Raw genomic sequence first — 26,877 nt, 5'->3', positions numbered from 1 at the left:
TAAAATAATTCCCTCTGAGTTTGTTTGACGGCTATCACGTTTCAGCTTAAGACGGTCGAAAAACTTTCAGTTATTTACAAAAAGCATTTCTGGATGTGTCTAAAAACACCATCACCGCCCCAAATGAGGCGGTGAACTTTACTCGTTTTAACTATTAATTACGAGCCTAAAAAAAACAGGTGTATCAAACAGATTGCAGGCGGGCGGGGTCAATATGGAACAGTGTAGAGAAGTTTTCCGTCGTGACGCGGGCCAGCTCTTCGATACTGACGCCCTTCAGAACGGCCATGTATTCAGCCACGTCTCTCGTCATTGCTGGCTGGTTTTCTTTACCGCGATGCGGTACCGGAGCCAGATAAGGAGAGTCTGTTTCCACCAGAATACGATCGAGCGGAACATAACGCGCAGCATCGCGAAGCTGCTCAGCGTTACGGAACGTCACGATCCCGGAAAACGAGATATAAAACCCTAAATCAAGCAGTTTTCCCGCCGTTTCTCTGTCTTCTGTGAAACAGTGTAGTACGCCACCGCAATCCGTCACGTTTTCTTCCCTGAGGATCGCCAGGGTATCGGCGCGGGCATCGCGGGTATGAACGATAACCGGTTTGTTAAGCTCACGGCCAATGCGAATGTGATGGCGGAAGGACTCCTGCTGACGCGCCATGGTCTCCGGCGTGTAGTAATAGTCCAGCCCGGTTTCCCCCATCGCTACCACGCCCTCTTCGGCCGCCAGACGACGTAACTCCTCGACGTCGTATGCTTCATCCTGATTGAGCGGATGCACGCCACAGGAAAAGACAACATTAGGGCGAACGCCCACCAGCTCACGCATGGTGCGATAGCCCGGCAGCGTGGTAGCCACCGCAAGGCAAAATTTCACATCGCGGGCGGCGGCTTTAGCCAGCACGTCGTCCACGTCTTTATGCAGGGATTGATAATCCAGGCCATCGAGATGGCAGTGTGAGTCGACTAAAAACATAATGTCTCTCTCAGAGATGGGAAACAGGCGGAGTAACGCCTGGTTGCAGGTAATGTTCGATACGCAGTAACTGGTCGGTCAGTACAAGCTCGCGATTAAGACCGGTTACCGTTAAAAGTTGTTCGCGGCTCTGGCAAGTGTCGTGCAGGATCGCACGCAACGTGGCGCCTGGCAGACGATTCGCCAGCGTGTTTACCAGTGGCCAGACATCGGGATTGGTCAGCAGCTTGGCCCCCTGCTGGATCTTGAGGGCATCCAGAAGTAAGGCAGCCAGCCAGTGCAGACGCTCGGCAGCCTGATCGCTGTTAAGTGCAGGCAGTACGCTCAACCAGTCACCGCTCTCCAGCGCAGAGGCAACGGCGCGGCAAAGCGCTTCTCGTTGCGACCAGACGTCCGCCTGCAGCAGAGCCAGCGCCGCGGCAGGTGCGCCGCTGCTGAGGCGCAATGCGGACAACGCGCTATCCTGTGACGTTGTCACCTCACGCTCCAGCCAGCTCAGCGCCCACGATTCCTGGGGAGTCGCAAGGTGATGAAGCCGACACCGACTGCGTAACGTCGCCAGTAATCGACCCGGATCGCGGCATGACAGGAAGAACCACGTTTTTTCCGGTGGCTCCTCCAGCGTTTTAAGCAGCGCATTTGCCGCCGCCTCGGTAAGCAACGCCGCGTCTTTCAGCCAGACGACTTTTGCGCCACCCAGTCGTGCGTGCTCGTATAATTTTTCACTGACTTCACGCACGGCATCGATACCGAGCGCACTTTTGCCCTTCTCAGGCTCCAGCGTGTAATAGTCAGGATGTGTGCCCGCCTGCATCAGCTGGCAGCCGCGGCATTTACCGCAGCTTTTGTGACCTTCTGGCTGCTGGCACATCAGAAAACGGGTGATGGCGTAGATCAACGCATCTTCACCCATGCCCGGCAATGCCTGAATCAGTAACGCATGATGCCCCCGTCCGGCCTGATAGCTGGCGATCAGCTGTTCAAAGTGCGGGCGCAACCATGGGTACCATTTCATGCCTGTTGCTCCTGTAGCCAGTGTTTGACAGTTTCCTCAATGGACCGGGTCACCTCTTCCAGGGACTGCGTCGCATCAATGGTGCGAATGGAACTGTCCTGACTGGCGAGTTCAAGATAACGCGCGCGGGTGCGATTAAAGAAGTCGAGCGACTCTTGCTCAATGCGATCCAGCTCGCCGCGCGCGCGCGCGCGCTTCAGGCCCACTTCCGGCGTTACATCCAGATACAGCGTCAGATCGGGGCGGAAATCCCCTAATACTGCATCACGCAACGTTGCCAGCATTGTCTGGTCAATTCCGCGTCCCCCGCCCTGATACGCCTGAGTCGACAGATCGTGACGGTCGCCAATGACCCACTTGCCAGCGGCCAGAGCCGGTTTGATGATCGTCTCTACCAACTGCACGCGAGCGGCATAGAACATCAGCACTTCGGCTTTGTCAGTGATAACTTCATCGCCCACGGATTTGATATCCAGCACCAGGCTGCGCAGCTTTTCAGCCAGCTGCGTACCGCCGGGTTCACGGGTAAACACCATGTCCGCAACGCCGAGCGTTTTCAGCGTTTCGATTACCACGTTGCGGGCTGTGGTTTTACCGGCTCCTTCGAGTCCCTCAATGACAATGTATTTACTGCGCATTTTTTTCCTTAAGTGCCTTCAGATAATCCTGAACGGAGCGATTATGGCTGGCAAGGTTGGTGTTAAAGGTATGCCCCCCTTTTCCATCAGCCACAAAGTAGAGATACGGTGTTTTTGCCGGATGCGCGGCCGCCTTAAGCGAGGCTTCGCTCGGCGTGGCAATCGGGCCTGGCGGCAGGCCGCTAATAACGTAGGTATTATACGCCGTCGGCGTCTCCAGATCTTTTCGTGAAATCTTGCCGCTGTAGCTCTCCCCCATTCCATAGATCACGGTAGGGTCAGTTTGCAGGCGCATGCCAATGCGCAGTCGGTTGATAAAGACCGACGCCACCTGGTCGCGCTCTGAAGCCACCGCGGTCTCTTTCTCAATAATTGAGGCCATGGTGACAAACTGGTTTTGATCTTTATACGGCAGGCCATCGGCGCGCCCTTCCCACGCAGATTCCACCGCCGCGACCATTTTTTTGTGCGCACGCTTCAGGATCGCCACATCGGTTGTTCCGGCTGTATACATCCAGGTGTCCGGCCAGAACCAGCCTTCAACCCACTCGGGATGTTCAAATTCAAGTACCGCGGCAACCGTCTGGTAACTGTCATCTTTTAGCGTGTGTTTAATATACGGCGCATCACGCAGCTGTTTGAGGTAATCGCTAAGGCGCATCCCTTCAACAAACCGCAGCGGGAACTGCGCTTCTTTGCCGCTTTCCAGCAACTGCAGCATCTCTCTGACGGTCATCCCGGGCGTGAAACGATAGGTGCCAGCTTTAAAATGAGACAGCTCAGGTTCCACACGCAATAACCACTGGAACACGCGTGGACGATTAATGATTTTATCGCCATAAAGCTGTTCACCGAGCGCCAGTCGCCCGGTTCCCGCTTTCAGGGTAAAGATTGTTTCGTCCTTAATCAGGATCTTACTGTTCGCCAGCTGGCGAACTTTCCACATTCCCGCGCCGCCAGCGATACCCAGCGCAACGATTAGAAGGAGGACAAAGCGCAACATTTTCTTCATGACTATCTGGTTTGCTCACATATCGGGGCTAAAAAAGAGAACAGCTCGCGCGATGGCAAGCAAATTTGACCATAAGCGCGGACAGGTATAACCGGCATCAGCGCGTTGCAAATAACGATTTCATCTGCTGCCTGCAACGCCTCTTCGCGTGCGTTAACTTCGACAACGTGAAAGTCAGAGCGTGCCAGCTGCTGCACACAAAACTGACGCATAATACCGTTGACTCCCGCCTGTTCCAGCGAAGGCGTGAAAACAGTGTTGCCCTGCCGCCAGAATAAATTAGCCGCACAGCATTCCGTAATGAACCCTTCGCTGTCAAGAACCAGCGCTTCATCGGCTGCCGTCTGCTCAAGATGAGTACGGATTAGCACCTGCTCAAGACGATTGAGATGTTTTATCCCGGCAAGCATGGGGTTTCTTCCCAGACGTACCGGGCTGAGCGTCAGGGTAACGCCCTCTTCACGCCAGCGCGTATACTGGGCAGGATACGCAGAAACCGACAGGATCCGGGTGGGATGTTGGCAACTGGCACCGCTATAACCCCGTCCACCGCTGCCGCGGCTGATAATGACCTTGAGTACCCCACTGGGCTTTCCGGACGCAAGCTGGCGCATTTCCTGGCGCAACGTGTCCCATTGCGTAAAGGGGATCAGTAACGTTTTGCAGGCCGTTTGCAGACGACGTATATGCGCATCCAGCAGACACACGTCGCCATCCGCAATGCGCGCCGTGGTAAAGCAGCCATCACCAAACTGAGTCGCCCTGTCGCTTGCAGGCAGAGATTCTTGCTCAAGGCCATTGATTAAAAACATGGTGGCTCCTTATGCGTGGGCGTTTAGTCTGGCAGGATGTCGTGCAGCCGACAAGAAGATTAGCCTGAATAAAAAAGGCCCGACAAGCGGACCTTTTTTCACAGCCATAGGGTACGCAGACTCAGATCTTTTTGAAGATCAGAGAACCGTTAGTACCGCCAAAGCCGAAGGAGTTACACAGGGTGTACTCCATTCCACTCACCTGGCGCGCTTCGTGAGGAACGAAGTCCAGATCGCAACCTTCATCCGGGTTATCCAGGTTGATGGTTGGCGGAACAGCCTGGTCGCGCAGCGCAAGAATAGAGTAAATAGACTCTACAGCACCCGCCGCACCCAACAGGTGACCGGTCATGGATTTTGTGGAACTGACCAGTACACGGCTGGCAGATTCACCGAAGATAGACTTAACAGCCTGAGCTTCTGCTTTATCGCCCGCAGGGGTAGAGGTACCGTGTGCGTTAACGTAGCCGATTTGCGCTGGAGTAATACCCGCATCGCGAATCGCGTTTTCCATGGCCAGCGCGGCGCCTGCACCATTTTCTGGCGGTGACGTCATGTGATAGGCATCGCTGCTCATACCAAAGCCAACGACTTCAGCATAAATTTTCGCGCCACGTTTTTTCGCATGTTCGTACTCTTCCAGAACGAGCATACCTGCACCATCGCCCAGCACGAAACCGTCACGGTCTTTGTCCCAAGGACGGCTTGCCGCCTGAGGATTATCGTTGCGGGTAGACAGCGCGCGCGCAGCACCAAAGCCACCCACGCCAAGCGGGGTACTGGCTTTTTCAGCACCGCCTGCCACCATAGCATCTGCATCGCCGTACGCAATCATACGCGCGGCCTGGCCGATGTTATGCACGCCAGAGGTACATGCGGTCGCGATAGAAATGCTTGGCCCACGCAGACCGAACATGATGGTCAGGTGACCCGCCACCATATTAACAATCGTGGACGGAACGAAGAACGGGCTGATTTTACGCGGTCCGCCATTCATGAGAGATGAATGGTTTTCCTCGATCAGACCAAGACCGCCAATCCCGGAGCCAATAGCGGCACCGATACGGGTTGCGTTCTCTTCCGTAATTTCAAGGCCAGAATCCTGCATGGCCTGAACGCCAGCGACAATTCCATATTGAATGAAGGCATCCATCTTGCGCTGTTCTTTGCGCGAGATGATCTCTTCACAGTTAAAATCCTTTACTAAGCCAGCAAATTTCGTTGCATAGGCGCTAGTATCGAAATGGTCGATTAGGCTGATGCCGCTCTGACCGGCAAGGAGAGCTTTCCAGGTGGACTCTACGGTATTGCCGACAGGAGACAACATGCCAAGTCCGGTCACAACTACACGACGCTTAGACACGTTTGTCCTCCAGGGAGGGATAAAAAAAGAGATTCGTGGGACTAAAAAAAGATAAAACTCAGGCGGTCGAATGACCGCCTGGAGATGTTCACTTACGCCTGGTGGCCGTTGATGTAATCAATGGCAGCCTGAACAGTGGTGATCTTCTCAGCTTCTTCGTCCGGAATCTCAGTATCAAACTCTTCTTCCAGAGCCATTACCAGCTCAACGGTGTCAAGAGAATCTGCGCCCAGGTCTTCAACGAAGGAAGCGGAGTTCACAACTTCTTCCTGCTTAACGCCCAGCTGTTCGCCGATAATTTTCTTAACGCGTTCTTCGATAGTGCTCATACTCTTAAATTTCCTATCAAAACTCGCTTTCGCGATGGTTTTCGTAGTGTATAAAATGTTGAAAAATTTGCAACTAAATCCCGGCAGGTCTTACCACGATTTTACGTTATTTTGAGGCCAATCCCCCCAATAACGCAAATATTTTCGATCGTGATTAAACCATATACATCCCGCCGTTGACGTGGAGGGTTTCACCAGTGATGTAACCCGCTTCGTCAGAGGCTAAAAATGCAACCGCGCTGGCAATTTCTTTAGGGTCGCCTAAGCGGCCCGCAGGAACAGCTGCCAGCGTACCCGCACGCTGCTCATCAGTCAGCGCACGCGTCATGTCCGTTTCAATAAAGCCCGGAGCAACAACGTTTACAGTAATCCCGCGGGACGCGACTTCACGCGCCAGCGACTTACTGAAACCAATCAGACCTGCTTTCGCCGCAGCGTAGTTAGCCTGACCAGCATTTCCCATGGTACCAACCACAGAACCGACAGTGATAATACGACCATGACGCTTTTTCATCATAGCGCGCATTACCGCTTTTGACAGACGGAATACAGATGACAGGTTGGTTTCGATAATATCGTTCCACTCGTCGTCTTTCATTCGCATCAACAGGTTATCGCGAGTGATCCCGGCATTATTGACCAGAATATCCACTTCGCCAAACTCTGCGCGAATATTTTCCAGAACAGATTCGATAGATGCAGGTTCGGTCACATTCAGTACCAGACCTTTACCGTTCGCTCCCAGATAGTCGCTGATGGCCTTCGCGCCATTCTCGCTGGTTGCTGTACCAATCACATTCGCGCCGCGCGCGGCCAGTGTTTCAGCAATTGCACGCCCGATACCGCGGCTTGCGCCAGTGACCAGGGCAATTTTTCCTTCAAAACTCATGGTATTCCTCTTTTATTGCGAGAGTGCCGCTTCAATGGCTTCCGGCTCGTTAATCGCCGAGGCAGTCAGGGTGTCAACAATACGTTTTGTCAAACCAGTCAGGACTTTCCCTGGGCCGACTTCGTACAGGTGCTCAACGCCCTGAGAGGCCATAAACTCAACGGTTTTGGTCCACTGTACCGGGCTATAAAGCTGGCGAACCAGCGCATCACGGATAGCCTCCGGCGTGGTTTCACATTTCACATCGACGTTGTTCACAACGGAAATCGTCGGTGCGTTAAAGGTAATTTTTTCCAGTTCAACCGCCAGCTTGTCAGCAGCAGGTTTCATCAGCGCACAGTGGGACGGAACACTCACTGGCAGCGGCAGCGCACGTTTTGCGCCCGCGGCTTTACAGGCTGCACCTGCACGTTCAACCGCTTCTTTATGACCCGCGATAACCACCTGGCCTGGCGAGTTGAAGTTAACCGGTGAAACCACCTGACCTTCTGCTGATTCTTCACACGCTTTTGCGATGGAAGCATCGTCGAGACCGATGATCGCAGACATGCCGCCCGTGCCTTCTGGCACAGCTTCCTGCATGAATTTACCACGCAGTTCTACCAGGCGTACCGCGTCAGCAAAGGCGATCACACCGGCACAGACCAGTGCAGAGTATTCACCCAGGCTATGGCCCGCGAGCAGGGCTGGCGCTTTACCGCCCTTCTGCTGCCAGACGCGCCACAGCGCAACGGAAGCGGTCAGCAGTGCTGGCTGAGTCTGCCAGGTTTTGTTCAGCTCTTCGGCCGGACCTTGTTGGGTCAGCGCCCATAAATCATAACCCAGCGCATCGGAAGCTTCACGGAAAGTCTCTTCGATTACCGGATAGTTTGCTGCCATTTCAGACAACATCCCAACGGTTTGAGAGCCCTGACCCGGAAACACAAAAGCAAATTGCGTCATCTTTTAATCCTTATCCTAGAAACGAACCAGCGCGGAACCCCAGGTGAACCCGCCACCGAAGGCTTCAAGCAAGACCAACTGGCCCCGTTTGATTCGTCCGTCACGTACCGCTTCATCAAAGGCGCACGGTACTGACGCCGCAGAGGTATTGCCGTGGCGATCGAGCGTCACCACAACGTTATCCATCGACATGCCCAGCTTTTTCGCGGTTGCACTGATAATACGCAGGTTCGCCTGATGCGGCACCAGCCAGTCGAGTGCGGTGCGCTCAAGGCCATTCGCCTCCAGCGTTTCATCAACAATGTGGGCCAGTTCCGTCACCGCGACCTTAAACACTTCGTTACCTGCCATGGTCAGGTAGATAGAGCTGTCCGGATTCACACGGTCGGCATTAGGCAGCGTTAACAGTTCGCCATAGCTACCGTCAGCATGCAGATGCGTGGAGATGATGCCCGGCTCTTCAGACTGACCCAGCAGTACGGCACCCGCACCATCGCCAAAAATAATGATCGTTCCGCGATCGGTTGGATCGCAGGTACGCGCCAGCACGTCAGCACCGATCACCAGCGCATACTTCACCGCGCCGGATTTTACATACTGATCGGCAACGCTCAATGCATAGGTGAAACCTGCGCAGGCTGCGGCAACGTCAAACGCCGGGCAGCCTTTAATACCGAGCATATTCTGCACCTGGCACGCTGCGCTTGGGAAAGCATGCGTGGCCGATGTTGTGGCAACCACGATCAAACCAATCTGATCTTTATCGATGCCCGCCATCTCGATAGCACGCTGTGCGGCTTCATAACCCATGGTGGACACGGTTTCGTCTGGCGCGGCGATACGACGTTCACGGATACCTGTGCGCGTGACAATCCACTCGTCAGACGTATCTACCATTTTTTCCAGATCGGCGTTGGTTCGCACTTGTGTTGGCAGATAGCTGCCGGTACCAATAATCTTCGTATACATGTACGCTCAGTCACTTTTAGCTAATACAGATTCCAGGCGAGCGGCAATCCGCTGAGGGACTTGTCGCTGCACCGCCTGCACTGCCTGTTCAATGGCGACAGTAAATGCTCGCTGATTGGCGGCACCGTGACTCTTGATCACAATGCCGCGCAATCCTAACAGACAGGCGCCATTATACTGGTCGGGGTTGAGGTGACTGAATCGCCGTGTCAGGCTTTTTTGTAACCAACGCTTTAATAAAATCAGCCACCAGGCGCTTTTTTTACCTTCTCCCTGCGATTTGAGGAGAGAAAGGAACATTCGCACAACCCCTTCCATGGTCTTCAACGTCACGTTTCCAGTGAAGCCATCACACACCAGAACATCCGTTTTCCCCGTCAGCAACTCATTGGCTTCGAGATAACCAATATAGTTGATGGAGGGAACCTGTTTAAGCAATTCGGCAGCCTCACGAATGCTGTCCAGGCCTTTGGTCTCTTCTTCACCTATGTTCAGTAACGCAACACGGGGAGTGTTGATCCCGACCACTTCTTCTGCCAGCACCGACCCCATCACGGCAAACTGAGCCAGCATTGTACTATCACAATCGACGTTAGCGCCCAGATCGAGCACCACCGTTTTGCCCTTTTGCTGATGCGGGAGTACCGTCACCAGCGCCGGACGCTCAATGCCCTCAATAGGCTTGAGCAGTAATTTCGACAGCCCCATCAGCGCGCCGGTATTCCCCGCGCTGACGCAGGCCTGCGCACGTCCTTCTTTTACCAGCTCCAGCGCCATTCGCATAGAGCTGCCACGGCTATTGCGAATCGCCTGCGATGGCCGGGCATCACTGGCAATAACTGACTGCGCAGGAATAATCTGCAGACGTGAACGTTGTTCGAAGTCAGCTTTTGCAAGTAATGGCGTGATTGTGTCGGGATTGCCGACTAAAAGAAGTGTGAGTTGCGAATTAGAATTCAGTGCCTGCAATGCTGCAGGCACTGTCACGGAAGGCCCAAAATCTCCTCCCATGACATCTAACGCCAGGGTTAGACGTGTCAAGGTATCGTCGCAGCCTGGTTCGGTAAATTCCCCGTTTGCACGGGGAGTTCCTCACTAAGCCTAATCACGCAAACGCGTGATTACTTAGTGATAACCTTGCGGCCGCGGTAGAAACCGTCAGCAGTGATGTGGTGACGCAGGTGTTTCTCACCAGAAGTCTTGTCTACAGACAGGCTGGTAACTGCAGTCAGCGCGTCATGGGAACGACGCATGCCACGTTTGGAACGGGTTGGTTTATTCTGTTGTACGGCCATGGACCTTACTCCTCAATTACTTACGCTTTAAGCTGGCTAATACGGCAAATGGGTTTGGTTTTTGCGCTTCATCAGGCAGTTCCCCAAAGACCATGTCCGCCTCGGACACTTCACAGTGTTCAGAATCATGCACCGGAACCACTGGCAAGGTGAGGATGATTTCATCTTCAACCAGAGCCAGAAGATCGATTTCACCGAATTCGTTAACCTCAATCGGCTCATACGCTTCCGGGAGTGCCTCAGCCTGTTCGTCAGAACGAACCGGACTGAAACAATACGTTGTGTGAACGTGCTGTGTGAACGGTTTCCCGCAACGCTGACATTCGAGCGTTACCGTCACCTTTGCATCACCGGTTAAAACGGCAAGGCGCTGGTTATCGATAGCGAACGACATGGAGCATTCCACATCACTGTCCACACTGACTACGGATTCGGCAATACGCTCAGCCTGATCGGAAGTATAGATACCTTCGTAATCGAGGCGTTTTTGAGCCGTACGAACCGGATCAAGAGTCAGGGGTAATTTTACCTTTTGCATAGGGCGCGCATATTAACTTTGTAACGTCATATAGTCAAAGAAAAAGGCAACCAGGGCTGCCTTTTGCCAATTATTCGCACACATTGCGGCCTGTAGTTTAAAATGGCTGGCATCGATACGCTATATCTGGTGATAAAAATATGCCAAATCTCGTTCTCGCTTCCACTTCTCCCTACCGCCGAATGTTGCTGGAAAAGCTCGGGATCCCGTTTGTGTGTGCCGCGCCGGACGTTGACGAGACGCCACAACCTGGCGAGTCGCCGCGTCATCTAGTGACGCGTCTGGCGAAAGAGAAAGCACAATCGCTTGCCGCACAATACCCTTCCCATTTGATTATAGGCTCCGATCAGGTTTGCGTGCTGGATGGTGTCATCACCGGTAAACCACACACCGAAGAGAATGCCTGTAAACAGCTTATGCAGGCGCGCGGCAATATTGTTACCTTTTATACCGGCCTCGCGCTCTACAACTCCGCCGTGGGCCACCTGCAGACCGAATGCGAACCGTTTGATGTTCACTTCCGACACCTGAGCGAGCAAGAAATCACAGATTATGTGCGTCGTGAACGGCCGCTGAACTGCGCCGGCAGTTTTAAAAGTGAAGGTCTTGGGATTGCGCTCTTCGAAAAGCTGGAGGGGCGTGATCCGAACACGCTGGTGGGCTTACCGCTGATTGCGCTGTGCCAGATGTTAAGACGCGAAGCGTGTAATCCACTGACGGCGTGACCGTTGCGGCCTGATGCCCTCACCCCGGCCCTCTCCCACAGGGAGAGGGTGCAAACATTAAAAACGGCAACTCCGTTGCCGTTTAACTTTTACCTTAGCCGCGCAGAACTTTCAGGCTGCGTTTCAACTGCTCATCCAGCGGCGCTTCAATACGTATAGTCTCGCCGGTATTTGGATGGGTAAACTTCAGCGCTGCCGCATGCAGGAACAGACGCGACAGCCCCGTCCCCGCCAGTTGCTTATCAAATTCCCTGTCGCCATAGCGATCGTCAAACGCAATCGGATGGCCCGCAAACTGGGTATGCACGCGAATCTGGTGGGTTCGGCCCGTCACCGGGCTACAGCGCACCAGGGTGGCAAACTCATAGCGCTCTTCTACTTTGAAGCGCGTCTCAGACGGTTTACCTTCCTGGCTGACACGAACGATTCGCTCACCGCTTTGCAAAATATTTTTCAGCAGTGGGGCCTGCACCACTTTCACGTGGGACTGCCACTGACCGCGCACCAGCGCCAGATAATCTTTCTGCATCCCTTTTTCGCGCAGCTGCTCGTGCAACGAGCGCAGGGCTGAACGTTTTTTGGCGACCAGCAGCACGCCAGAGGTGTCACGATCGAGACGGTGAACCAGTTCGAGGAAACGGGCTTCCGGGCGCAGCGCGCGCAGCCCTTCAATCACGCCGAAGCTGAGACCGCTGCCGCCGTGTACCGCCGTACCCGACGGTTTATTCAGCACCAGGATGTGGTCATCTTCATACAGGATCACATCACTCAGGGCGGCCACCTTCTGCAGCTTAGGCGACACGACCTCTTCTTCACGTTCGGCAACACGCACCGGCGGGATACGCACTTCGTCACCGGCTTCGAGCTTATACTCAGGCTTCACGCGTTTTTTGTTAACCCGCACCTCGCCCTTACGCAGGATGCGGTAAATCATGCTTTTTGGTACCCCTTTCAGCTGGGTGCGCAAAAAGTTATCGATACGTTGCCCCGCTTCATCATCGGCGATAGCAACCATTTTTACGGCTGGAGTCTCTGTTTTCATGGTTGGCGATTCTAAATATCGTCAGGCATTAGCGCCACTCATTTTTCTATGCTTATATTTACTTTTATCCGGCCTGCCCCGGTTTCGCGCAATCGATTTGGTGGTTATTAAACCAATCACCATCCTGAAGTGAAGAAACTGTGAGTAACCGGGTGATAATTGGTAAAAGTCATCTTGCTATAACCCGGCGAGCAGTGGAATAATGAAGCCGTTTTCCGCGTTAAATCCGGGTTTTGTAAGGATGTCGACGGAATGACCAATTTTGTCTGACCGATCATCCACGCAGCAATGGCGTAAGACGTATTGATCTTTCAGGCAGTTAGCGGGCTGCGGGTTGCAGTACTTCCCGGTATAAGGATTGTTCTCTGGAGAGTTCTACCCAGGCAATTCCCCTGATAATTGCGCTGTGTTTCCGTATGAAACACAGGCAACCGACACTCTGCGCCTCTTAAGCGAGCGACAACCGTGAGGTTGGCGACGTGAATAGACACGAGGCCATCGGTTCATACCCCGGAAAGCGTCACCTTGCCCGCAGCTTTGTCGTCAATGTAAGAATAACGAGTAAGTTACGATGAAAAGAATGTTAATCAACGCAACTCAGCAAGAAGAGTTGCGTGTCGCCCTTGTGGATGGGCAGCGCCTGTACGATCTGGATATCGAAAGTCCTGGACACGAACAGAAAAAAGCGAACATTTACAAAGGTAAAATCACCCGCATTGAACCAAGCCTTGAGGCTGCATTTGTCGATTACGGTGCTGAGCGTCATGGTTTCCTCCCTCTGAAAGAAATCGCCCGCGAATATTTCCCTGCTAACTACAACGCTCATGGCCGTCCGAATATCAAAGATGTTCTGCGTGAAGGTCAGGAAGTGATTGTTCAGATTGATAAAGAAGAGCGCGGCAACAAAGGTGCCGCACTGACAACCTTTATCAGCCTGGCGGGAAGTTATCTGGTACTGATGCCAAACAACCCGCGTGCGGGTGGTATCTCTCGCCGTATCGAAGGCGATGACCGTACCGAACTGAAAGAAGCGCTGGCCAGTCTTGAACTGCCGGATGGCATGGGTCTTATCGTGCGTACCGCCGGTGTGGGCAAATCTGCCGAAGCGCTGCAGTGGGACTTAAGCTTCCGTCTGAAGCACTGGGAAGCTATCCAGAAAGCAGCAGAAAGCCGCCCTGCTCCGTTCCTGATCCACCAGGAAAGTAACGTTATTGTACGTGCCTTCCGCGACTATCTGCGTCAGGATATCGGTGAAATTCTCATCGACAACCCGAAAGTGCTTGAGCTGGCTCGCCAGCACATCGCCGCACTGGGTCGTCCGGACTTCACCAGCAAAATCAAACTGTACACCGGTGAAATCCCGCTTTTCAGCCACTATCAGATTGAATCCCAGATTGAGTCCGCCTTCCAGCGTGAAGTCCGTCTGCCATCCGGCGGTTCTATCGTTATCGATACCACAGAAGCGCTGACCGCTATCGACATCAACTCCGCACGTGCGACGCGCGGCGGCGATATCGAAGAGACCGCCTTCAACACCAACCTTGAAGCCGCTGATGAAATCGCCCGCCAGCTCCGCCTGCGCGACCTGGGTGGTCTGATTGTTATCGACTTTATCGACATGACCCCTGTTCGTCACCAGCGTGCGGTTGAAAACCGTCTGCGCGAAGCGGTGCGCCAGGATCGTGCGCGTATCCAGATTAGCCATATTTCACGCTTTGGCCTGCTGGAGATGTCCCGCCAGCGCCTGAGCCCGTCTCTGGGCGAATCCAGCCATCACGTTTGCCCGCGCTGCTCCGGTACCGGGACCGTTCGTGATAACGAATCTCTGTCTCTCTCTATTCTGCGTCTGATTGAAGAAGAAGCGCTGAAAGAGAACACCAAAGAGGTTCACGCCATTGTTCCGGTGCCAATTGCCTCCTACCTGCTGAACGAAAAACGTGCCGCGGTGAGTGCCATTGAAGCGCGCCAGGGCGGCGTTCGCTGCATCATCGTGCCAAACGACCAGATGGAAACGCCGCACTATCACGTGCTGCGTGTCCGTAAAGGCGAAGAGACCAGCACGCTCAGCTACCTGCTGCCGAAGCTGCATGAAGAAGAGATGGCGCTGCCATCTGATGAAGAGCCAGCCGAGCGTAAACTGCCAGAACAGCCTGCGTTAGCGACCTTCATCATGCCGGAAGCTCCGCCAGAAAGTGCCCTGGAAAAACCAGCGGCTAAACCTGCGGCACAAAAACCGGCAGTGGCGGCAAAAGCCGAGCCAGCACAACCGGGTCTGCTGAGCCGTTTCTTTGGCGCGCTGAAGAAAATGTTCGCAGGTGAAGAAGTTCAGCCAGAGCAGCCGAAAGAAGAACCTAAAGCGGCTAAACCTGAGCGTCAGCAGGACCGTCGTAAGCGTCAGAACAACCGCCGCGATCGTAATGACCGCAGCGACCGTAACGAGCGTCGTGACAACCGTTCGGACAACAATGAAGGCCGTGAGCAACGCGAAGACAACCGTCGCAATCGTCGCGAGAAACAACAGCAGAACGTTGAAGATCGTGAAATTCGCCAGCAGGCGGGCGATGAGTCCGAGAAGAGCAAACAGCGCGACGAGCAGCAGCCTCGCCGTGAGCGTAACCGTCGCCGTAACGACGAAAAACGCCAGGCGCAGCAGGACGTTAAAAACCTGAATCGCGAAGAGCCTGCTGAGCAGCAGGAGACCGAGCAGGAAGAACGTACTCAGGTTATGCCACGTCGTAAGCAGCGCCAGCTGTCTCAGAAAGTGCGCGTCGGTGCTGTTCAGGCAGAAGAAACCGCAGCTGTCGCAGCCGAAGTGACAGAAACCACAACGGGCACGCAGGTTGCGAAAGTTGACCTCCCGGCCGTCGTGGAAAATCAGGTAGAGCAGGATGAAAACGGTGAAAACCGTGACAACGCGGGTATGCCGCGTCGCTCGCGCCGTTCTCCGCGTCATCTGCGCGTGAGCGGTCAGCGTCGTCGTCGCTACCGTGACGAGCGTTACCCAACGCAGTCCCCAATGCCAATGACCGTGGCGTGCGCGTCACCTGAAATGGCATCAGGTAAAGTCTGGATCCGCTACCCTGTTGCTCGCCCGGAACAGGCTGTTGAAGAACAGGCAGTGACCGAAGAGGTGATTGCACCAGCAGCAGCGGTAGAAGAGGTTGTAACGGAAGCGGCAACCGTGGTTGAACCACAGGTTGTTGAAACTGAAGCGCCTCACGCTGTGGACGTCGAAACCACCCATCCAGAAGTGATTGCTGCGCCGGTTGATGCCGCGCCGCAGCTTATTGCCGAAGAAGATGCCGTGGTGGCTGAAGAAGTCGCTGAAGAGGCTGAACCTGTAGCCGCAGTGGAAGAAACCGCTGAAACCATCGTTGAAACCACGACTGAAGAGGTTGTGCAGGACGTTGAGATTCAGGTTGAACCTGTTGTTGAAGAAGCGAAAGCGCCGGAAGTGAAACCCGAGCCGGTGAAGGTTGCCGTCGCGCCTGCGCACGTTGCCACAGCACCGATGACTCGCGCCCCTGCGCCTGAGTACGTGCCTGAAGCACCGCGTCACAGCGACTGGGTTCGCCCGGAGTTCAACTTCGAAGGTAAAGGTGCTGCCGGTGGTCACAGTGCTACGCACAAGGCTACTGCACCAGCAACCCGTCCGCAGTCAGTTGAATAACGCAACCTAAGTGTGAAAGCCGACCTTCGGGTCGGCTTTTTTATGGCTGCTGTAGCGGCTTTCTCATTCCAGTGACCTCCGGCATGATCTGCCGCATCAACTCCAGAAAACGCCGCAAGCGCGCCGGATAGTAACGTGACCAGGGGTAAACCAGATGCACCGGTAACGCCGCCGGCTGCCACTCGGGAAGTAAATGCACCAGCCGCCCTTCCCGAATATCCTCCTGCACTGTCCAGCTTGATACCACCGCCACGCCAAGCCCGGTGAGAGCCGTATTACGTGCGACATACAGACTGTCGGTACTGAGGCGGGGAGTAATCGCCACGCGCGCGGTGGCTGGCGAGGCATCGTGAAAAAGCTCCACATGGCGCTGGTAGAAAGAGCTGATGGCTATCCAGGGAAGCTGCTGCAAATCTTCCGGGGTGTTAACCGCCGGAAAACGGGCCAGCAATGCCGGAGAAGCCACCACTGAGCGCGGCACCTCAGCCAGCAGCACGGACACGGTCGCCGGGTCAACCTCGACGCCCACCCGAATCGCACAGTCAAGGTTGTCGCCGAGAAAGTCAGCCGACCGGTCGTTGAGCATCCACTCAATAGAAAGCTGCGGATAACGCTGCAGAAATTCGGTTAACGGTTTCAGGAGCTGATCCTGACCAAACGCGTGCGGGGCGCGTACCCGCAGGACGCCTACCGGTTCGTCTTCTGTCTGCCCTACCTCATCTTCCAGTGCCAGCCAGCTGTCAATCACCCGACGGGCGTGCTGATAGCAGCGCTCGCCGTCATCCGTCAGACGCGTCGTGTGAGTAGTGCGCAATATCAGGCGCACGCCGAGCATCGTCTCAAGCGACTGCAACCGTCGGCTCACCGTGGCTTGGGTGGTTGCCAGCTGCCGTGCCGCCGCAGAGAGGGACCCGGCCTCAACAATACGAACAAACGTCCGCATTAGCTCCACCCTGTCTATACGCTCAACTCTTTTAATCATCTTTTTGCCTATACGCTAAACGTATAAGCGTTTTACCACCGGGCCCGCTACCGCTGCAAGGCATGCTGATAAAAAATAGCCACACACGATGAATGAGGAACATCTTATGAACACAACATCCGCCGCCCATGCCGTAAGCCGCTGGGTCATCTTAATGCTGGCGCTCGGCGCGGGCTTCAGTGTGGCATCCATCTATTATGCTCAGCCTCTGCTGCCGCTGATGGGCGCTGACCTGCATCTGAGTATCGAAGGAATGGGCATGGTCCCGACGCTTACCCAGGCGGGATATGCTCTGGGGATCCTGTTCCTGCTGCCGCTCGGCGACCGACACGACCGCAGGACACTGATCCTGATAAAAAGTGCAGCCCTGGCGCTATTTCTGCTTGGCTGTAGCCTGACCGGACAAATCCACTCCCTGCTGCTGGCAAGTCTGCTTATTGGCATGGCCGCCACCATGGCGCAGGATATCGTCCCTGCCGCTGCAATCCTTGCGCCGGAAGGCAAACAGGGGAAAACCGTCGGTACGGTGATGACCGGTCTGTTGCTGGGTATTCTGCTCTCCCGAACCGTCAGCGGCGTGGTAGGTGAGGCTTTTGGCTGGCGCGTCATGTACCAGCTGGCCGCCGCAAGCATTGCGTTTATCGGCGTTGTGATGTGGGCCGTACTCCCGCGGTTTGCCATCCACTCCACCCTGAGCTATCCGGCGCTGCTGCGTTCTATGGAACACCTGTGGCGTCGTTATCCGGCTCTGCGCCGCGCGGCGCTGGCTCAGGGTTTTCTGTCGATTGCCTTTAGCGCCTTCTGGTCCACGCTGGCAGTGATGCTGCTGGAACGTTATCACTTAGGAAGTGCGGTCGCGGGGGGATTTGGTATTGCAGGTGCTGCAGGTGCGTTAGCCGCCCCGCTGGCGGGAGGTCTGGCCGATAAACTGGGTGCCGGAAAAGTCACGCAGCTCGGTGCGCTTCTCGTGACCGTCTCATTTGCCCTGATGTTCCTGATGCCCGCGCTGGGCCTGCATGGACAGCTCATCCTGATTGCCCTCTCTGCCGTCGGGTTCGATCTGGGTCTGCAGTCAAGCCTGGTGGCGCATCAGAATCTGGTGTATAGCCTTGAGCCGCAGGCCCGTGGACGCCTGAACGCCCTGCTCTTTACGGTAATCTTTATCGGCATGGCACTGGGCTCTGCGCTGGGCAGTAATATCTATACGCTGGCGGGATGGACCGGGGTGGTCGCGCTTGCGACGGTATGCGGCGTCATTGCGCTGGTCATTCGCCTGATTGAGAGCGCTCGCGTCAGCGCCGTGCAGGCAGACATCGCCTAAAAAAAATGCCCAATCCAGACGGATTGGGCAGTCAAAACATGCCCAGTTTCAAGACATGTTCTAAGAGGTAAAGATGTTATTTGTTCAACTGGAACAGCGACATACCCTGCATATCGCTAAACGCTTTATAGGACGCCTGCAAGGCAGCCTGCTGCATAATGTAAGAAGAAATGGCACTGTTCCAGTCAACATCGACCAAATCGCTCATCTGCTGAGTCTGCCCCAGCGCACGGTCATCGCCCAGGTTATCGAGTTTTTCCAGTTCGTTCATCTTGGTACCCACATCCGCCACGACGGTAAGGACATTGTTCTGGGTATTGGTGATGCCGATCTGTGCATCAGAAATCGCTTTGTTCTGCACTTCCGCCGCCGCAGAGTCGTTATCAACAGGAACCTTGAGCGCGGAAATCGCCGAGTCGAGGATCTTGAACATATTCGTCTCGCCATAACCGCCGCCAGGCAGTTCTTTGGCGTTACTGGTAATACTTTCGAAGATCTGCTGACCAGTGTGGCTAATCACCATATTACGGGCGGTATCAACCTGCTGAGAGATGGCCTGAGTTCCCCCGTTGTAATCACCGGTAACGGAATCAAACGGTGGCGCTTCGGTCTTATAGCCAGCAAAAATATACCGACCATTACCATCCGCTGAGTTTGCCAGGTTCATCAGCTGATCGCGGATACCCTGCAAGTCACTCGCCAGTGACAGACGATCGTCATCACTTAACGTGCCATTTCCTGCGTTAACGAGTTTCTCTTTCGCACTGGTAATTGCCGCGTTAACCTGGCTCAACACGTTATCTTCCAGAGAGACTTTTTGCGTGGCGAACGTTCTCGCCAGGGCAAACTGGCTATTCTGGGATTGAGATTGTGACAACACAACCGCCTGTGACGCCGCAATAGGATCGTCCGACGGACGGTTAACACGCTTACCGGTGGACATTTGCTCACCGTAGCTCAGCCACTTGCTCTGGGAATCGGTGATTCCCCGCATGTTCTGGTCGTACATCATCTGGGTGCTAATACGCATTTTTCACCTCAGCCTTAGCGAATATTGATAATTGCATCAAAAAGCGTGCTGGCAGTTTGTAACACCTGCGCATTGGCAAGGTAATACTGCTGATAGCGCTGCAGGTTGCCATACTCTTCGTCGAGGTTTACCCCAGAGATGGACTGCTGCTGCTTAGTCAGTTGCGTCGCCACATTCGCTTTCGTTTCGCTGCTGGTTTTCAGCGCGGCGGTTGAGCTGCCGACCGTACTGACAAGGGAAGCATAGGCATCGTTGAAAGTCTTATTGCCGCCAACAACCTTACTGTTTTGCAGATCGAGCAGTTTTTGGCCATTGCGGTTGTCGCTCTCTCCGCCGTTGCTTGCGGATGCCATAGCCAGTTTGGACTCATCTTTGAACTTGAGCTCCATATTGACGATGACATCAGAAACAGGCTTGACGATGAAACTGTCTTTGGCGTTCGCGCTACCGGTCACGTTGACGCTCAGGCCATCAAAGGAGAGATTGCCACTTGCGTCCGGGGCCATGGTAAAGCTGGTTTTATCCGAACGGGTGATAGTCCAGTCGGTGCCGTTAAACTGCAGCTTATAATCGGTGGCCTGCACTTTGGTGCTGTCTGCCACAGTGGCCGTCATTGCAGCCGTACCGGTATTGCGGCTGTTGGTTACCACGGCTGGCGAACCAAAGTCGAACAGCTTGCCACCGGCATCGCCATTGGCATCAAACCCGGCTTCATGCTGCTTATTCATCGCGTCCGCAAAGGCCAGTGCCAGCTGGTTGAGGTTGTTACGCGCTTTATCCAGATCTTCTGAGCGGAACGTAAACAAGCCCCCCAGCGAACCGGTGGTGACCATTTTCTCGGGAATTTCAACGTTGCCGGACACCTCATCGCTGTAGGCGATAGTCGTCCGGGTCGGATCGGCGCTGGATTTCACCGCAGCTAACTGGTTTGCTTTGCTCCCCTGCACCAGGCTGTAACCGTTGCCAAAGGAGACGTTATAGGTGCCACCGTCCTGAACAGCCACTTCAACACCCACAATTTGGTTCAGCTCACTCACCAGCTGATCGCGCTGATCCAGCAGGTCATTTGGCGATGAACCTGCCCCTACGCCGGTAAGACGGGAAATCTGATCGTTCAGATTCGCAATCTGTTTTGCGTAGTTGTTGATCTGCTCAACGCTTGAAGCGATGGCGGTATTAACCTGAGAATCCTGATCGCGAAGATACTGGTCGTTCGTTTTAAACTGATTGACCAGACCGTCCGCTTTTCCCAGCACCGTCTGTCTTGCGGCCGGGTCTTCCGCGTTGCTCACCAGCGTTTGCAGGCTTTTAAAGAAATCCTGAAGCGTCGTCGAAAGTGAGTTGGTGGAATCAGAGAGCACATCGTCAATTTTTGACATCTGCTGATAGCGCGTCGTCAGACCGCTACTCTGCGTTTGCGCGGCGCGCAGTTGGTTGGTGATGAAAGCATCATATTCACGCTGCACACCAGACACATACACCCCGTTGCCCACCCAGCCACCGCCGGTCAGCGTGCTGTTAGACGCACCCAGCACGGTCGTCTGGCGGGTATAACCTGCCACGTTATAGCTTGAAATGTTATTACTGACGGTATTGAGTGCCGCCTGAGCAGCACTGAGGCCACTCATGGCGCTGTTAATCAAACTGGACATGGAGGTTCCTTTTATTCGTTCAGACACGAGTCCTGATGAAAGTTATCGGCAGCCTCCACCGGGACTTGAGAAGTTTCAGAACAGATTTTCGATATCTGTGCTATAGGCTTTGCTGACTTTCTCGCCCATCGATTTAAGCTGCTGAATCATGCTGGTGAGCTTACGCGCATAGTTCGGGTCGGTGGCATAGCCCGCATTTTGCAGGGCCTGCGCACCCTGCTCAGGCGTAGCCGCCTGCGTAACGGCGGCATAACGCGGGTTGCGGCTCAACAGGCCCACATAATCGGACAACGCTTCCAGATAAGAGCTGTAAACGCGGAATTTTGCTTTGATCTTCACCGCCGCACCGTTTTCATATTCGGTGGTGGTGATCTCGGTTGTCGGCCCCTTCCAGCTGGCATTCGCCTTCACGCCAAAGATGTTGAAGCTCGGCTCGCCGTTTTCCTTACGGATCTGGCGCTGACCCCAGCCCGATTCCAGCGCGGCCTGGGCCAGAATCAGGTGATGTGGCACCCCACTCTGTTCACTGGCAAGACGGGCCGGCAGCGAAAGCTGTGCCAGGAAGTCTTTGCTGTCGCCGGAGAGCGGCTCATCGCTGCTCACCGTCGCCTTCGGTATCGCTTTACGCACCATTTGCGTCAGCGCCTGGTTCTGATAACTGGTCACCGTTTGCAGGTCGAACTTCATCGGCACCTGCTGCGGCTCATCCTTCGGCTGGATCCCCTGCGCGGCTTCGGTCTGTTTGACTATCATGTCAGCCAGACCGAGCCCTTTACCGGCGGTCATCTGCTGCGCAATCTGTTGGTCATACATGCTGGTATACAGGCGCGTTGAATCACTGCTGAACATGCCGTCTTTAGGCAGAGTTTCACGCATGCTCTTCAGCATCATCTGTACAAACATCCCCTCCACCTGGCGGGCGACCGGGCGGATATTCGCCGCCGGGTCTTTGCCTGCCTGGGTTTTCAGTTCGTTAAGCGACTGGGCATCCCAGGCCGCGCTGGTCAACAGTTTGCTATCGGTTAGCATCAGATGATTTCCAGTTTGGCGCGCAGACAGCCCGCACTTTGCATGGATTGCAGAATAGACATCAGATCCATCGGCGTTGCCCCCAGGGCATTCAGGGCACGCACCACGCTGTTGAGGTTGGCACTGGAGCGTACGCTCTGCAGCGAGCCCCCGCTCTGACGCAAATCGATCTGAGTTTGCGGCGTTACCACCGTCTGCCCACCACCAAACGGGGTATCCGGCTGGCTGACGTTGGCGGAGCGGTTGACCGTTACCGAGAGGTTACCCTGCGCCACGGCGCAGCTGTCCAGCGACACTTCACGGTTCATCACCACCGAACCGGTACGGGAGTTGATGATCACTTTGGCATCCTGAACAGGGACATTCACTTCCATGTTCTGGATATCGGCCAGCATGCGCACCTGGTTGCTGCCGCCCGTTGAGGTGCGGATCTGCACGGTACGGGCGTCCAGCGCCGTCGCACTGCCATAGCCGCGGCTGCGGTTGATGGTGTCGGCGATCTGCTGCGCCATGGTGAAATCTTCGTTGTTCAGCTGCAGGTTGATGGTATTCCCCGCGCCGAACTGGGTCGGCAGTTCACGCTCAATGATTGCACCGTTAGTGATACGCCCGCCGTTCAGCTGGTTGACCTGCACGCTGCTGCCGCCTGCAGAGGCCCCCGCGCCGCCCACCAGAATGTTACCCTGCGCCAGGGCATAAACCTGGCTATCCACCCCTTTCAGCGGAGTCATCAGCAGCGTACCGCCGCGCAGACTTTTGGCGTTACCCATGGAGGAAACCACCACATCGATGGTCTGCCCCTGACGCGCAAACGCCGGGTAGGAAGCGGTTACCATGACCGCCGCCACGTTTTTCAACTGCATGTTGGTGCCCGCCGGTACGGTGATACCGAGCTGGGACAGCATGTTGTTCAAGCTCTGGGTGGTGAATGGCGTCTGGGTGGTCTGGTCACCCGTCCCATCCAGGCCAACCACCAGACCATAGCCAATGAGGGAGTTTTCACGCACGCCCTGAACGCTGGTGAGATCGCGAATGCGGTCAGCCTGGGCAAATGTTGCCACCAGCATCAGCGCCACGGCGAAGATCGATTTAAACATGGGTCACCTCGCTTACATCGGCGATAAATTAAGGAAGAAGCGCTGCAGCCAGCCCATATTTTGCGCTTCGTTGATATAGCCGTTACCGACGTACTCAATGCGCGCATCCGCCACCTGGGTGGACGGAACGGTGTTGGTGCCGCTGATGGTGCGAGGGTTAACCACACCGGAGAAGCGAATGAATTCAGTGCCCTGGTTAATGGCGATCTGTTTTTCACCCACCACATGTAAATTGCCGTTAACCAGCACCTGGTCAACCGTTACCGTCAGCGTGCCGCTGAAGGTATTGCTGGCGTTCGCACCACCTTTACCGTTAAAGGTATTGCCGCCAGACGCCTCAACATCCGCACGTGCATTACCGAAGAGTCCCTGCAGATAGCGCGGTACGGTATCGAAGCCAAAATTGGTTTTGCCATCGCGGCTGGCATTCGCCGACGAGCTCTTGCTCGCGCTGACGTTCTCCTGCAGCACAATGGTCAGGGTATCGCCGACGTTACGCGGGCGACGGTCTTCAAACAGCGGCTGATAACCATAGTTGATCGGCTGCGCGGTCTGGAAAATGGAGCCGTTCACCACTGGCGCAGGGCCAGGAACGGGTTGGGCGGTCGTCGCACCCTGGACCAATGGTTTAGACGGGATCCAGGCACATCCGCTAAGGGTGACGGCCAGAACAGTCAGAATCGGATAACGAAACGCCGCGTTTTTTTGCATTGCCTTCATCTTCGAAAACAGGGAGCCGGTGCGGCGTTCACCGCACCGGGCTGCACCTTAGAGTTGCGTCAGTTTCTGCAGCATCTGGTCGGTCGTCGACACTGCTTTACTGTTAATTTCATACGCGCGCTGGACCTGGATCATATTCACCAGCTCTTCCGCCACGTTCACGTTCGAGGTTTCCACATAACCCTGATACAGCAGCCCTGCCCCGTTCAGGCCCGGGGTGCTCTCATTCGGCGTACCGGAGGATTGCGTTTCGGTGTAGAGGTTCTCGCCAATGCTTTCCAGACCTGTATCGTTCATGAAGGTGGTCAGGTTGAGCTGCCCCACCTGAACAGGCGCGGCCTGTCCCTGCTGGGTGACGCTCACCACGCCGTCACGCCCGATGGTGATGCTCAGGGCATTCGCCGGGATCGTGATAGCAGGCTGAACCTGGAAACCACCGGCCGTGACCAGCTGGCCGTTCTGATCGACCTGGAACGAGCCGTCACGGGTATAGGCAGAGGTCCCGTCAGGCAACTGCACCTGGAAGAAACCCTGGCCTTTAATGGCGACGTCTTTGCTGTTGTTGGTCTGAGACAGGTTGCCCTGGCTGTGCAGACGCTCGGTGGCGACCGGACGAACACCGGTACCGATCTGCAAACCTGACGGCAGCGTGGTTTGCTCAGAGGACTGTGCACCCGGCTGACGAATGGTTTGGTAAAGCAAATCTTCGAAAACGGCACGCTGACGCTTGAAACCATTGGTGCTGACGTTTGCCAGGTTGTTGGCAATCACATCCATATTGGTTTGCTGCGCGTCCAGGCCAGTTTTCGCGATCCATAAAGAACTGATCATAGGGAGTCCTGTTAACTCATAGCCAGAAGTTGGTTAGCTTTGCCCGCGTTTTCATCAACGCTGCTGATAATCTTCATCTGCATTTCAAAACGACGGGCGCTGGCGATCATGTCGGTCATGGCCTCGACCGGCTTGACGTTGCTGCCTTCCAGAACACCGGACATCACGCGAATGGTCGGGTCGGCCTGAAGCGTGGCGCCACGGGTGGCCTGAGCCGCCTGGGTCAGACGGAACATACCGTCATCACCACGCTGCACCTCTTTGCCATCCGCTTTGACCAGCTTCAGACGCCCGACGGGCGCAACGGTATTGGCCGGGTCGCCCGGGTTCAAGGCGGAGATGGTACCGTCTGCGGCGATGGTCAGCTCTGAGCCTTCCGGCACCGTCAACGGACCCGCTTCACCCATTACCGGGTGCCCCTGAATCGTCAACTGGCCCGTGGCACTGACCTGGATATTACCGTTGCGGGTATAGCCTTCGCCGCCGTCTGCCGTTTGCACGGCCAGCCAGCCGTCCTGCTGCAGAGCAACGTCCAGCGGACGGGCGGTGTAATCCATCTGCCCTGGCGTCATGTCTGCACCCGGCGTGGAGGCGGTCACCAGCGTACGCGTCGGCAGGGACAACCCTTCTACCGGCACCGCACGCAGCGCATTGAGCTGTGCGCGGAACCCCGGCGTAGAGGCGTTCGCCAGGTTGCTGGCGGTAACGGCCTGCTGATTGAGCGTCTGACTTGCCGCGCCCATCGCGGTATATATTGCGTGATCCATTGCGCTTTCCTGTTAGCCGCTTAACGCAGGTTAACCAGCGTGTTGAGGATCTGATCCTGGGTCTTGATGGTCTGCGCGTTCGACTGATAGTTACGTTGCGCAACAATCATGTTCACCAGCTCTTTACTCAGGTCGACGTTAGAGGCTTCCAGCGCACCGTTGGTCAGCGTACCGAAGTTACCGGAACCCGCGGTACCCAGCAGCGCGACGCCGGAGGACTGCGTGGCAGACCAGACGTTATCACCTTCAGACTTCAGACCTTCGTTGTTGGCGAAGTTTGCCAGCACGATCTGGCCCAGAACCTGGGTCTGTTCGTTGGAGTAGTTACCGACCACGGTGCCGTCGTCGTTGATCTGGTAGCTCACCAGGTCGCCCGGTTTAAAACCATTCTGGCTGGTTCCAACGATGTTGTTCGCACCGGTGTTCTGCTGCATGGAGTTCGCAAAACTCATGGCGAAGGTCGCAGGCGTAGCACCAGGAATGGTCTCAGTAGTCAGGTTGATGTTGCCACCGCCGATCAGCGTACCGTTGTTGTTGAAGGTCAGCGTCGTGGCGAGAGAGGCCGTGCTGCCTGCCACGCTACCGTCCTGGGCATACACTTTCCAGGAGTTAGCCGGGGTCGCATCTTTGACGTAAAACAGGTTCATGTTGTGCGCATTACCCTGACTGTCAAAGACGGTGACCGTACCTTTTTTGTTGTAGGTATCCGGGTTGGCCGGATCAAAGGCGGTGGTCGGTGCGGTATCGGTGGAGTTGAGGTTAATCTGCTGGGAAGCCGTGGTGGTGGCCTTCGCGGCCATCAGCGTGGTCGGGATATTAATAGGCTGTGGGTTCGCACCGGTCTGAACCGTTGATGGCGTCCCGGCAACCGGATAACCGGTTAATTGCATCCCCTGCATGTTCACCAGGTTACGGTTTTCGTCCAGCTTGAACTGGCCGTTACGGCTGTAGAACACCGAGCCGTTAGCATCGACCATACGGAAGAAACCGTTCTGGCTGATGGCAACGTCCAGGCCACGACCGGTATTGGTGGTGGTGCCGTCGGTAAAGTCCTGGGTAATGCCTGCAACTTTTACGCCCAGACCCACTTTGGAACCGGCAAACATATCTGCAAATGAAGCAGAACCGGATTTAAAACCATAGGTCGCGGAGTTGGCGATGTTGTTGCCAATGACGTCCAGGTTGGTGGCCGCAGCATTCAGGCCGCTGACCGCTTGAGAAAAGGCCATG

The 26,877-nt window shown here is 55.3% G+C and carries 26 protein-coding genes; 3 read left to right on the top strand and 23 right to left on the bottom strand.

Going from position 1 to position 26,877, the window contains the following annotated elements; translation table 11 throughout:
- Nucleotides 1-184 precede the first annotated feature (184 nt).
- The 13 genes from ACQG22_RS08935 to yceD all read right to left on the bottom strand — a co-directional run bounded on the left by ACQG22_RS08935 (nt 185) and on the right by yceD (nt 10,781).
- The gene (locus ACQG22_RS08935) at nt 185-979 is read right to left on the bottom strand and encodes a metal-dependent hydrolase (protein WP_020689599.1); all 795 of its coding nucleotides are present in this window, start codon (nt 977-979) and stop codon (nt 185-187) included.
- A gap of 10 nt (nt 980-989) precedes the next feature.
- Nucleotides 990-1,994, bottom strand: coding sequence for a DNA polymerase III subunit delta' (holB, locus tag ACQG22_RS08930; RefSeq protein WP_284958343.1), 1,005 nt, complete (start codon nt 1,992-1,994; stop codon nt 990-992).
- A complete protein-coding gene (gene tmk / locus ACQG22_RS08925) occupies nt 1,991-2,632 on the bottom strand; it encodes a dTMP kinase (RefSeq protein ID WP_369706433.1) in 642 nt (213 codons plus the stop codon). The genes holB and tmk overlap by 4 nt, the downstream gene beginning before the upstream one ends.
- Nucleotides 2,622-3,644, bottom strand: a complete 1,023-nt coding sequence (gene yceG / locus ACQG22_RS08920) for a cell division protein YceG (protein ID WP_226836169.1) — start codon at nt 3,642-3,644, stop codon at nt 2,622-2,624. Before yceG ends, tmk begins: the two co-directional genes overlap by 11 nt.
- A gap of 2 nt (nt 3,645-3,646) precedes the next feature.
- On the bottom strand, nt 3,647-4,456 hold the full coding sequence (pabC, locus tag ACQG22_RS08915; RefSeq protein WP_061771393.1) for an aminodeoxychorismate lyase: 810 nt from the start codon (nt 4,454-4,456) through the stop codon (nt 3,647-3,649).
- 121 nt (nt 4,457-4,577) lie between these two features.
- On the bottom strand, nt 4,578-5,819 hold the full coding sequence (gene fabF / locus ACQG22_RS08910; RefSeq protein ID WP_028028098.1) for a beta-ketoacyl-ACP synthase II: 1,242 nt from the start codon (nt 5,817-5,819) through the stop codon (nt 4,578-4,580).
- Between the two features lie 92 nt (nt 5,820-5,911).
- Nucleotides 5,912-6,148 (bottom strand): acyl carrier protein, encoded by a 237-nt coding sequence (gene acpP / locus ACQG22_RS08905; protein WP_003857954.1) that lies wholly within the window; start codon nt 6,146-6,148, stop codon nt 5,912-5,914.
- 154 nt (nt 6,149-6,302) lie between these two features.
- On the bottom strand, nt 6,303-7,037 hold the full coding sequence (fabG, locus tag ACQG22_RS08900) for a 3-oxoacyl-ACP reductase FabG (RefSeq protein ID WP_369706432.1): 735 nt from the start codon (nt 7,035-7,037) through the stop codon (nt 6,303-6,305).
- 12 nt (nt 7,038-7,049) lie between these two features.
- Nucleotides 7,050-7,979 carry an ACP S-malonyltransferase gene (gene fabD, locus ACQG22_RS08895; protein ID WP_014831447.1) on the bottom strand — a complete coding sequence of 310 codons (930 nt, stop codon included), beginning with the start codon at nt 7,977-7,979 and terminating at the stop codon, nt 7,050-7,052.
- 15 nt (nt 7,980-7,994) lie between these two features.
- Entirely contained in the window at nt 7,995-8,948 is a 954-nt protein-coding gene (locus ACQG22_RS08890; RefSeq protein WP_013097122.1) for a beta-ketoacyl-ACP synthase III, read from the bottom strand.
- A gap of 6 nt (nt 8,949-8,954) precedes the next feature.
- Nucleotides 8,955-9,989, bottom strand: a complete 1,035-nt coding sequence (plsX, locus tag ACQG22_RS08885) for a phosphate acyltransferase PlsX (RefSeq protein ID WP_063411321.1) — start codon at nt 9,987-9,989, stop codon at nt 8,955-8,957.
- 80 nt (nt 9,990-10,069) lie between these two features.
- Nucleotides 10,070-10,243 (bottom strand): 50S ribosomal protein L32, encoded by a 174-nt coding sequence (gene rpmF, locus ACQG22_RS08880; RefSeq protein WP_003857964.1) that lies wholly within the window; start codon nt 10,241-10,243, stop codon nt 10,070-10,072.
- A 16-nt stretch (nt 10,244-10,259) separates the two neighbouring features.
- Nucleotides 10,260-10,781, bottom strand: a complete 522-nt coding sequence (gene yceD, locus ACQG22_RS08875) for a 23S rRNA accumulation protein YceD (RefSeq protein WP_013097124.1) — start codon at nt 10,779-10,781, stop codon at nt 10,260-10,262.
- Nucleotides 10,782-10,921: 140 nt separating this feature from the next.
- Here yceD and ACQG22_RS08870 point away from each other — a divergent pair, with 140 nt between their 5' ends.
- On the top strand, nt 10,922-11,506 hold the full coding sequence (locus ACQG22_RS08870) for a Maf family protein (protein WP_028028074.1): 585 nt from the start codon (nt 10,922-10,924) through the stop codon (nt 11,504-11,506).
- Between the two features lie 94 nt (nt 11,507-11,600).
- Here ACQG22_RS08870 and rluC read toward each other — a convergent pair whose 3' ends face one another.
- The gene (gene rluC / locus ACQG22_RS08865) at nt 11,601-12,548 is read right to left on the bottom strand and encodes a 23S rRNA pseudouridine(955/2504/2580) synthase RluC (RefSeq protein ID WP_248725167.1); all 948 of its coding nucleotides are present in this window, start codon (nt 12,546-12,548) and stop codon (nt 11,601-11,603) included.
- Between the two features lie 571 nt (nt 12,549-13,119).
- Here rluC and rne point away from each other — a divergent pair.
- Complete coding sequence (rne, locus tag ACQG22_RS08860; RefSeq protein WP_058684525.1) at nt 13,120-16,218, top strand: ribonuclease E; 3,099 nt, start codon at nt 13,120-13,122, stop codon at nt 16,216-16,218.
- Nucleotides 16,219-16,258: 40 nt separating this feature from the next.
- Here the strand turns inward: rne and ACQG22_RS08855 are convergent, their stop codons facing one another.
- Complete coding sequence (locus tag ACQG22_RS08855) at nt 16,259-17,161, bottom strand: LysR family transcriptional regulator (protein ID WP_013097129.1); 903 nt, start codon at nt 17,159-17,161, stop codon at nt 16,259-16,261.
- 145 nt (nt 17,162-17,306) lie between these two features.
- On the opposite strand from ACQG22_RS08855, the gene ACQG22_RS08850 reads away from it, so the two are divergent.
- Complete coding sequence (locus ACQG22_RS08850; protein ID WP_013097130.1) at nt 17,307-18,521, top strand: MFS transporter; 1,215 nt, start codon at nt 17,307-17,309, stop codon at nt 18,519-18,521.
- A 76-nt stretch (nt 18,522-18,597) separates the two neighbouring features.
- Here ACQG22_RS08850 and flgL read toward each other — a convergent pair whose 3' ends face one another.
- The 8 genes from flgL to flgE form a co-directional block, all read right to left on the bottom strand.
- Nucleotides 18,598-19,551 carry a flagellar hook-associated protein FlgL gene (gene flgL, locus ACQG22_RS08845; protein WP_013097131.1) on the bottom strand — a complete coding sequence of 318 codons (954 nt, stop codon included), beginning with the start codon at nt 19,549-19,551 and terminating at the stop codon, nt 18,598-18,600.
- 14 nt (nt 19,552-19,565) lie between these two features.
- Complete coding sequence (gene flgK, locus ACQG22_RS08840; protein WP_013097132.1) at nt 19,566-21,203, bottom strand: flagellar hook-associated protein FlgK; 1,638 nt, start codon at nt 21,201-21,203, stop codon at nt 19,566-19,568.
- Nucleotides 21,204-21,278: 75 nt separating this feature from the next.
- Nucleotides 21,279-22,232, bottom strand: coding sequence for a flagellar assembly peptidoglycan hydrolase FlgJ (gene flgJ, locus ACQG22_RS08835; protein ID WP_020689612.1), 954 nt, complete (start codon nt 22,230-22,232; stop codon nt 21,279-21,281).
- Nucleotides 22,232-23,329, bottom strand: a complete 1,098-nt coding sequence (locus ACQG22_RS08830; protein ID WP_013097134.1) for a flagellar basal body P-ring protein FlgI — start codon at nt 23,327-23,329, stop codon at nt 22,232-22,234. Before ACQG22_RS08830 ends, flgJ begins: the two co-directional genes overlap by 1 nt.
- 12 nt (nt 23,330-23,341) lie before the next feature.
- On the bottom strand, nt 23,342-24,040 hold the full coding sequence (flgH, locus tag ACQG22_RS08825) for a flagellar basal body L-ring protein FlgH (RefSeq protein ID WP_003857987.1): 699 nt from the start codon (nt 24,038-24,040) through the stop codon (nt 23,342-23,344).
- A 57-nt stretch (nt 24,041-24,097) separates the two neighbouring features.
- A complete protein-coding gene (flgG, locus tag ACQG22_RS08820; RefSeq protein ID WP_008500810.1) occupies nt 24,098-24,880 on the bottom strand; it encodes a flagellar basal-body rod protein FlgG in 783 nt (260 codons plus the stop codon).
- Nucleotides 24,881-24,891: 11 nt separating this feature from the next.
- Entirely contained in the window at nt 24,892-25,647 is a 756-nt protein-coding gene (locus ACQG22_RS08815) for a flagellar basal body rod protein FlgF (RefSeq protein WP_013097135.1), read from the bottom strand.
- A gap of 20 nt (nt 25,648-25,667) precedes the next feature.
- Entirely contained in the window at nt 25,668-26,876 is a 1,209-nt protein-coding gene (flgE, locus tag ACQG22_RS08810; protein ID WP_058684526.1) for a flagellar hook protein FlgE, read from the bottom strand.
- Between the last annotated feature and the right edge of the window lies 1 nt (nt 26,877).

The sequence above is a fragment of the Enterobacter cloacae complex sp. 309I3 genome (assembly GCF_050031595.1).
In the GTDB taxonomy this organism is placed as follows: Bacteria; Pseudomonadota; Gammaproteobacteria; order Enterobacterales; family Enterobacteriaceae; genus Enterobacter; species Enterobacter cloacae.
The sequence above is the reverse complement of the archived record's forward strand: the minus strand, read 5'-3'. Positions and strand labels throughout refer to the sequence as shown.

Excerpts from the sequence above, each read along its gene's own strand:
- ACQG22_RS08890 (WP_013097122.1), bottom strand. The coding sequence starts at position 8,948 with ATGTATACGAAGATTATTGGTACCGGCAGCTATCTGCCAACACAAGTG.
- tmk (WP_369706433.1), bottom strand. The coding sequence starts at position 2,632 with ATGCGCAGTAAATACATTGTCATTGAGGGACTCGAAGGAGCCGGTAAA.
- ACQG22_RS08850 (WP_013097130.1), top strand. The coding sequence starts at position 17,307 with ATGAACACAACATCCGCCGCCCATGCCGTAAGCCGCTGGGTCATCTTA.
- flgH (WP_003857987.1), bottom strand. The coding sequence starts at position 24,040 with ATGCAAAAAAACGCGGCGTTTCGTTATCCGATTCTGACTGTTCTGGCC.
- flgJ (WP_020689612.1), bottom strand. The coding sequence starts at position 22,232 with ATGCTAACCGATAGCAAACTGTTGACCAGCGCGGCCTGGGATGCCCAG.
- ACQG22_RS08855 (WP_013097129.1), bottom strand. The coding sequence starts at position 17,161 with ATGCGGACGTTTGTTCGTATTGTTGAGGCCGGGTCCCTCTCTGCGGCG.
- ACQG22_RS08815 (WP_013097135.1), bottom strand. The coding sequence starts at position 25,647 with ATGGATCACGCAATATATACCGCGATGGGCGCGGCAAGTCAGACGCTC.
- flgL (WP_013097131.1), bottom strand. The coding sequence starts at position 19,551 with ATGCGTATTAGCACCCAGATGATGTACGACCAGAACATGCGGGGAATC.
- fabD (WP_014831447.1), bottom strand. The coding sequence starts at position 7,979 with ATGACGCAATTTGCTTTTGTGTTTCCGGGTCAGGGCTCTCAAACCGTT.
- holB (WP_284958343.1), bottom strand. The coding sequence starts at position 1,994 with ATGAAATGGTACCCATGGTTGCGCCCGCACTTTGAACAGCTGATCGCC.
- ACQG22_RS08935 (WP_020689599.1), bottom strand. The coding sequence starts at position 979 with ATGTTTTTAGTCGACTCACACTGCCATCTCGATGGCCTGGATTATCAA.
- rluC (WP_248725167.1), bottom strand. The coding sequence starts at position 12,548 with ATGAAAACAGAGACTCCAGCCGTAAAAATGGTTGCTATCGCCGATGAT.
- acpP (WP_003857954.1), bottom strand. The coding sequence starts at position 6,148 with ATGAGCACTATCGAAGAACGCGTTAAGAAAATTATCGGCGAACAGCTG.
- yceD (WP_013097124.1), bottom strand. The coding sequence starts at position 10,781 with ATGCAAAAGGTAAAATTACCCCTGACTCTTGATCCGGTTCGTACGGCT.
- flgG (WP_008500810.1), bottom strand. The coding sequence starts at position 24,880 with ATGATCAGTTCTTTATGGATCGCGAAAACTGGCCTGGACGCGCAGCAA.
- ACQG22_RS08870 (WP_028028074.1), top strand. The coding sequence starts at position 10,922 with ATGCCAAATCTCGTTCTCGCTTCCACTTCTCCCTACCGCCGAATGTTG.
- flgK (WP_013097132.1), bottom strand. The coding sequence starts at position 21,203 with ATGTCCAGTTTGATTAACAGCGCCATGAGTGGCCTCAGTGCTGCTCAG.
- rpmF (WP_003857964.1), bottom strand. The coding sequence starts at position 10,243 with ATGGCCGTACAACAGAATAAACCAACCCGTTCCAAACGTGGCATGCGT.
- yceG (WP_226836169.1), bottom strand. The coding sequence starts at position 3,644 with ATGAAGAAAATGTTGCGCTTTGTCCTCCTTCTAATCGTTGCGCTGGGT.
- ACQG22_RS08830 (WP_013097134.1), bottom strand. The coding sequence starts at position 23,329 with ATGTTTAAATCGATCTTCGCCGTGGCGCTGATGCTGGTGGCAACATTT.
- fabG (WP_369706432.1), bottom strand. The coding sequence starts at position 7,037 with ATGAGTTTTGAAGGAAAAATTGCCCTGGTCACTGGCGCAAGCCGCGGT.
- flgE (WP_058684526.1), bottom strand. The coding sequence starts at position 26,876 with ATGGCCTTTTCTCAAGCGGTCAGCGGCCTGAATGCTGCGGCCACCAAC.
- pabC (WP_061771393.1), bottom strand. The coding sequence starts at position 4,456 with ATGTTTTTAATCAATGGCCTTGAGCAAGAATCTCTGCCTGCAAGCGAC.
- rne (WP_058684525.1), top strand. The coding sequence starts at position 13,120 with ATGAAAAGAATGTTAATCAACGCAACTCAGCAAGAAGAGTTGCGTGTC.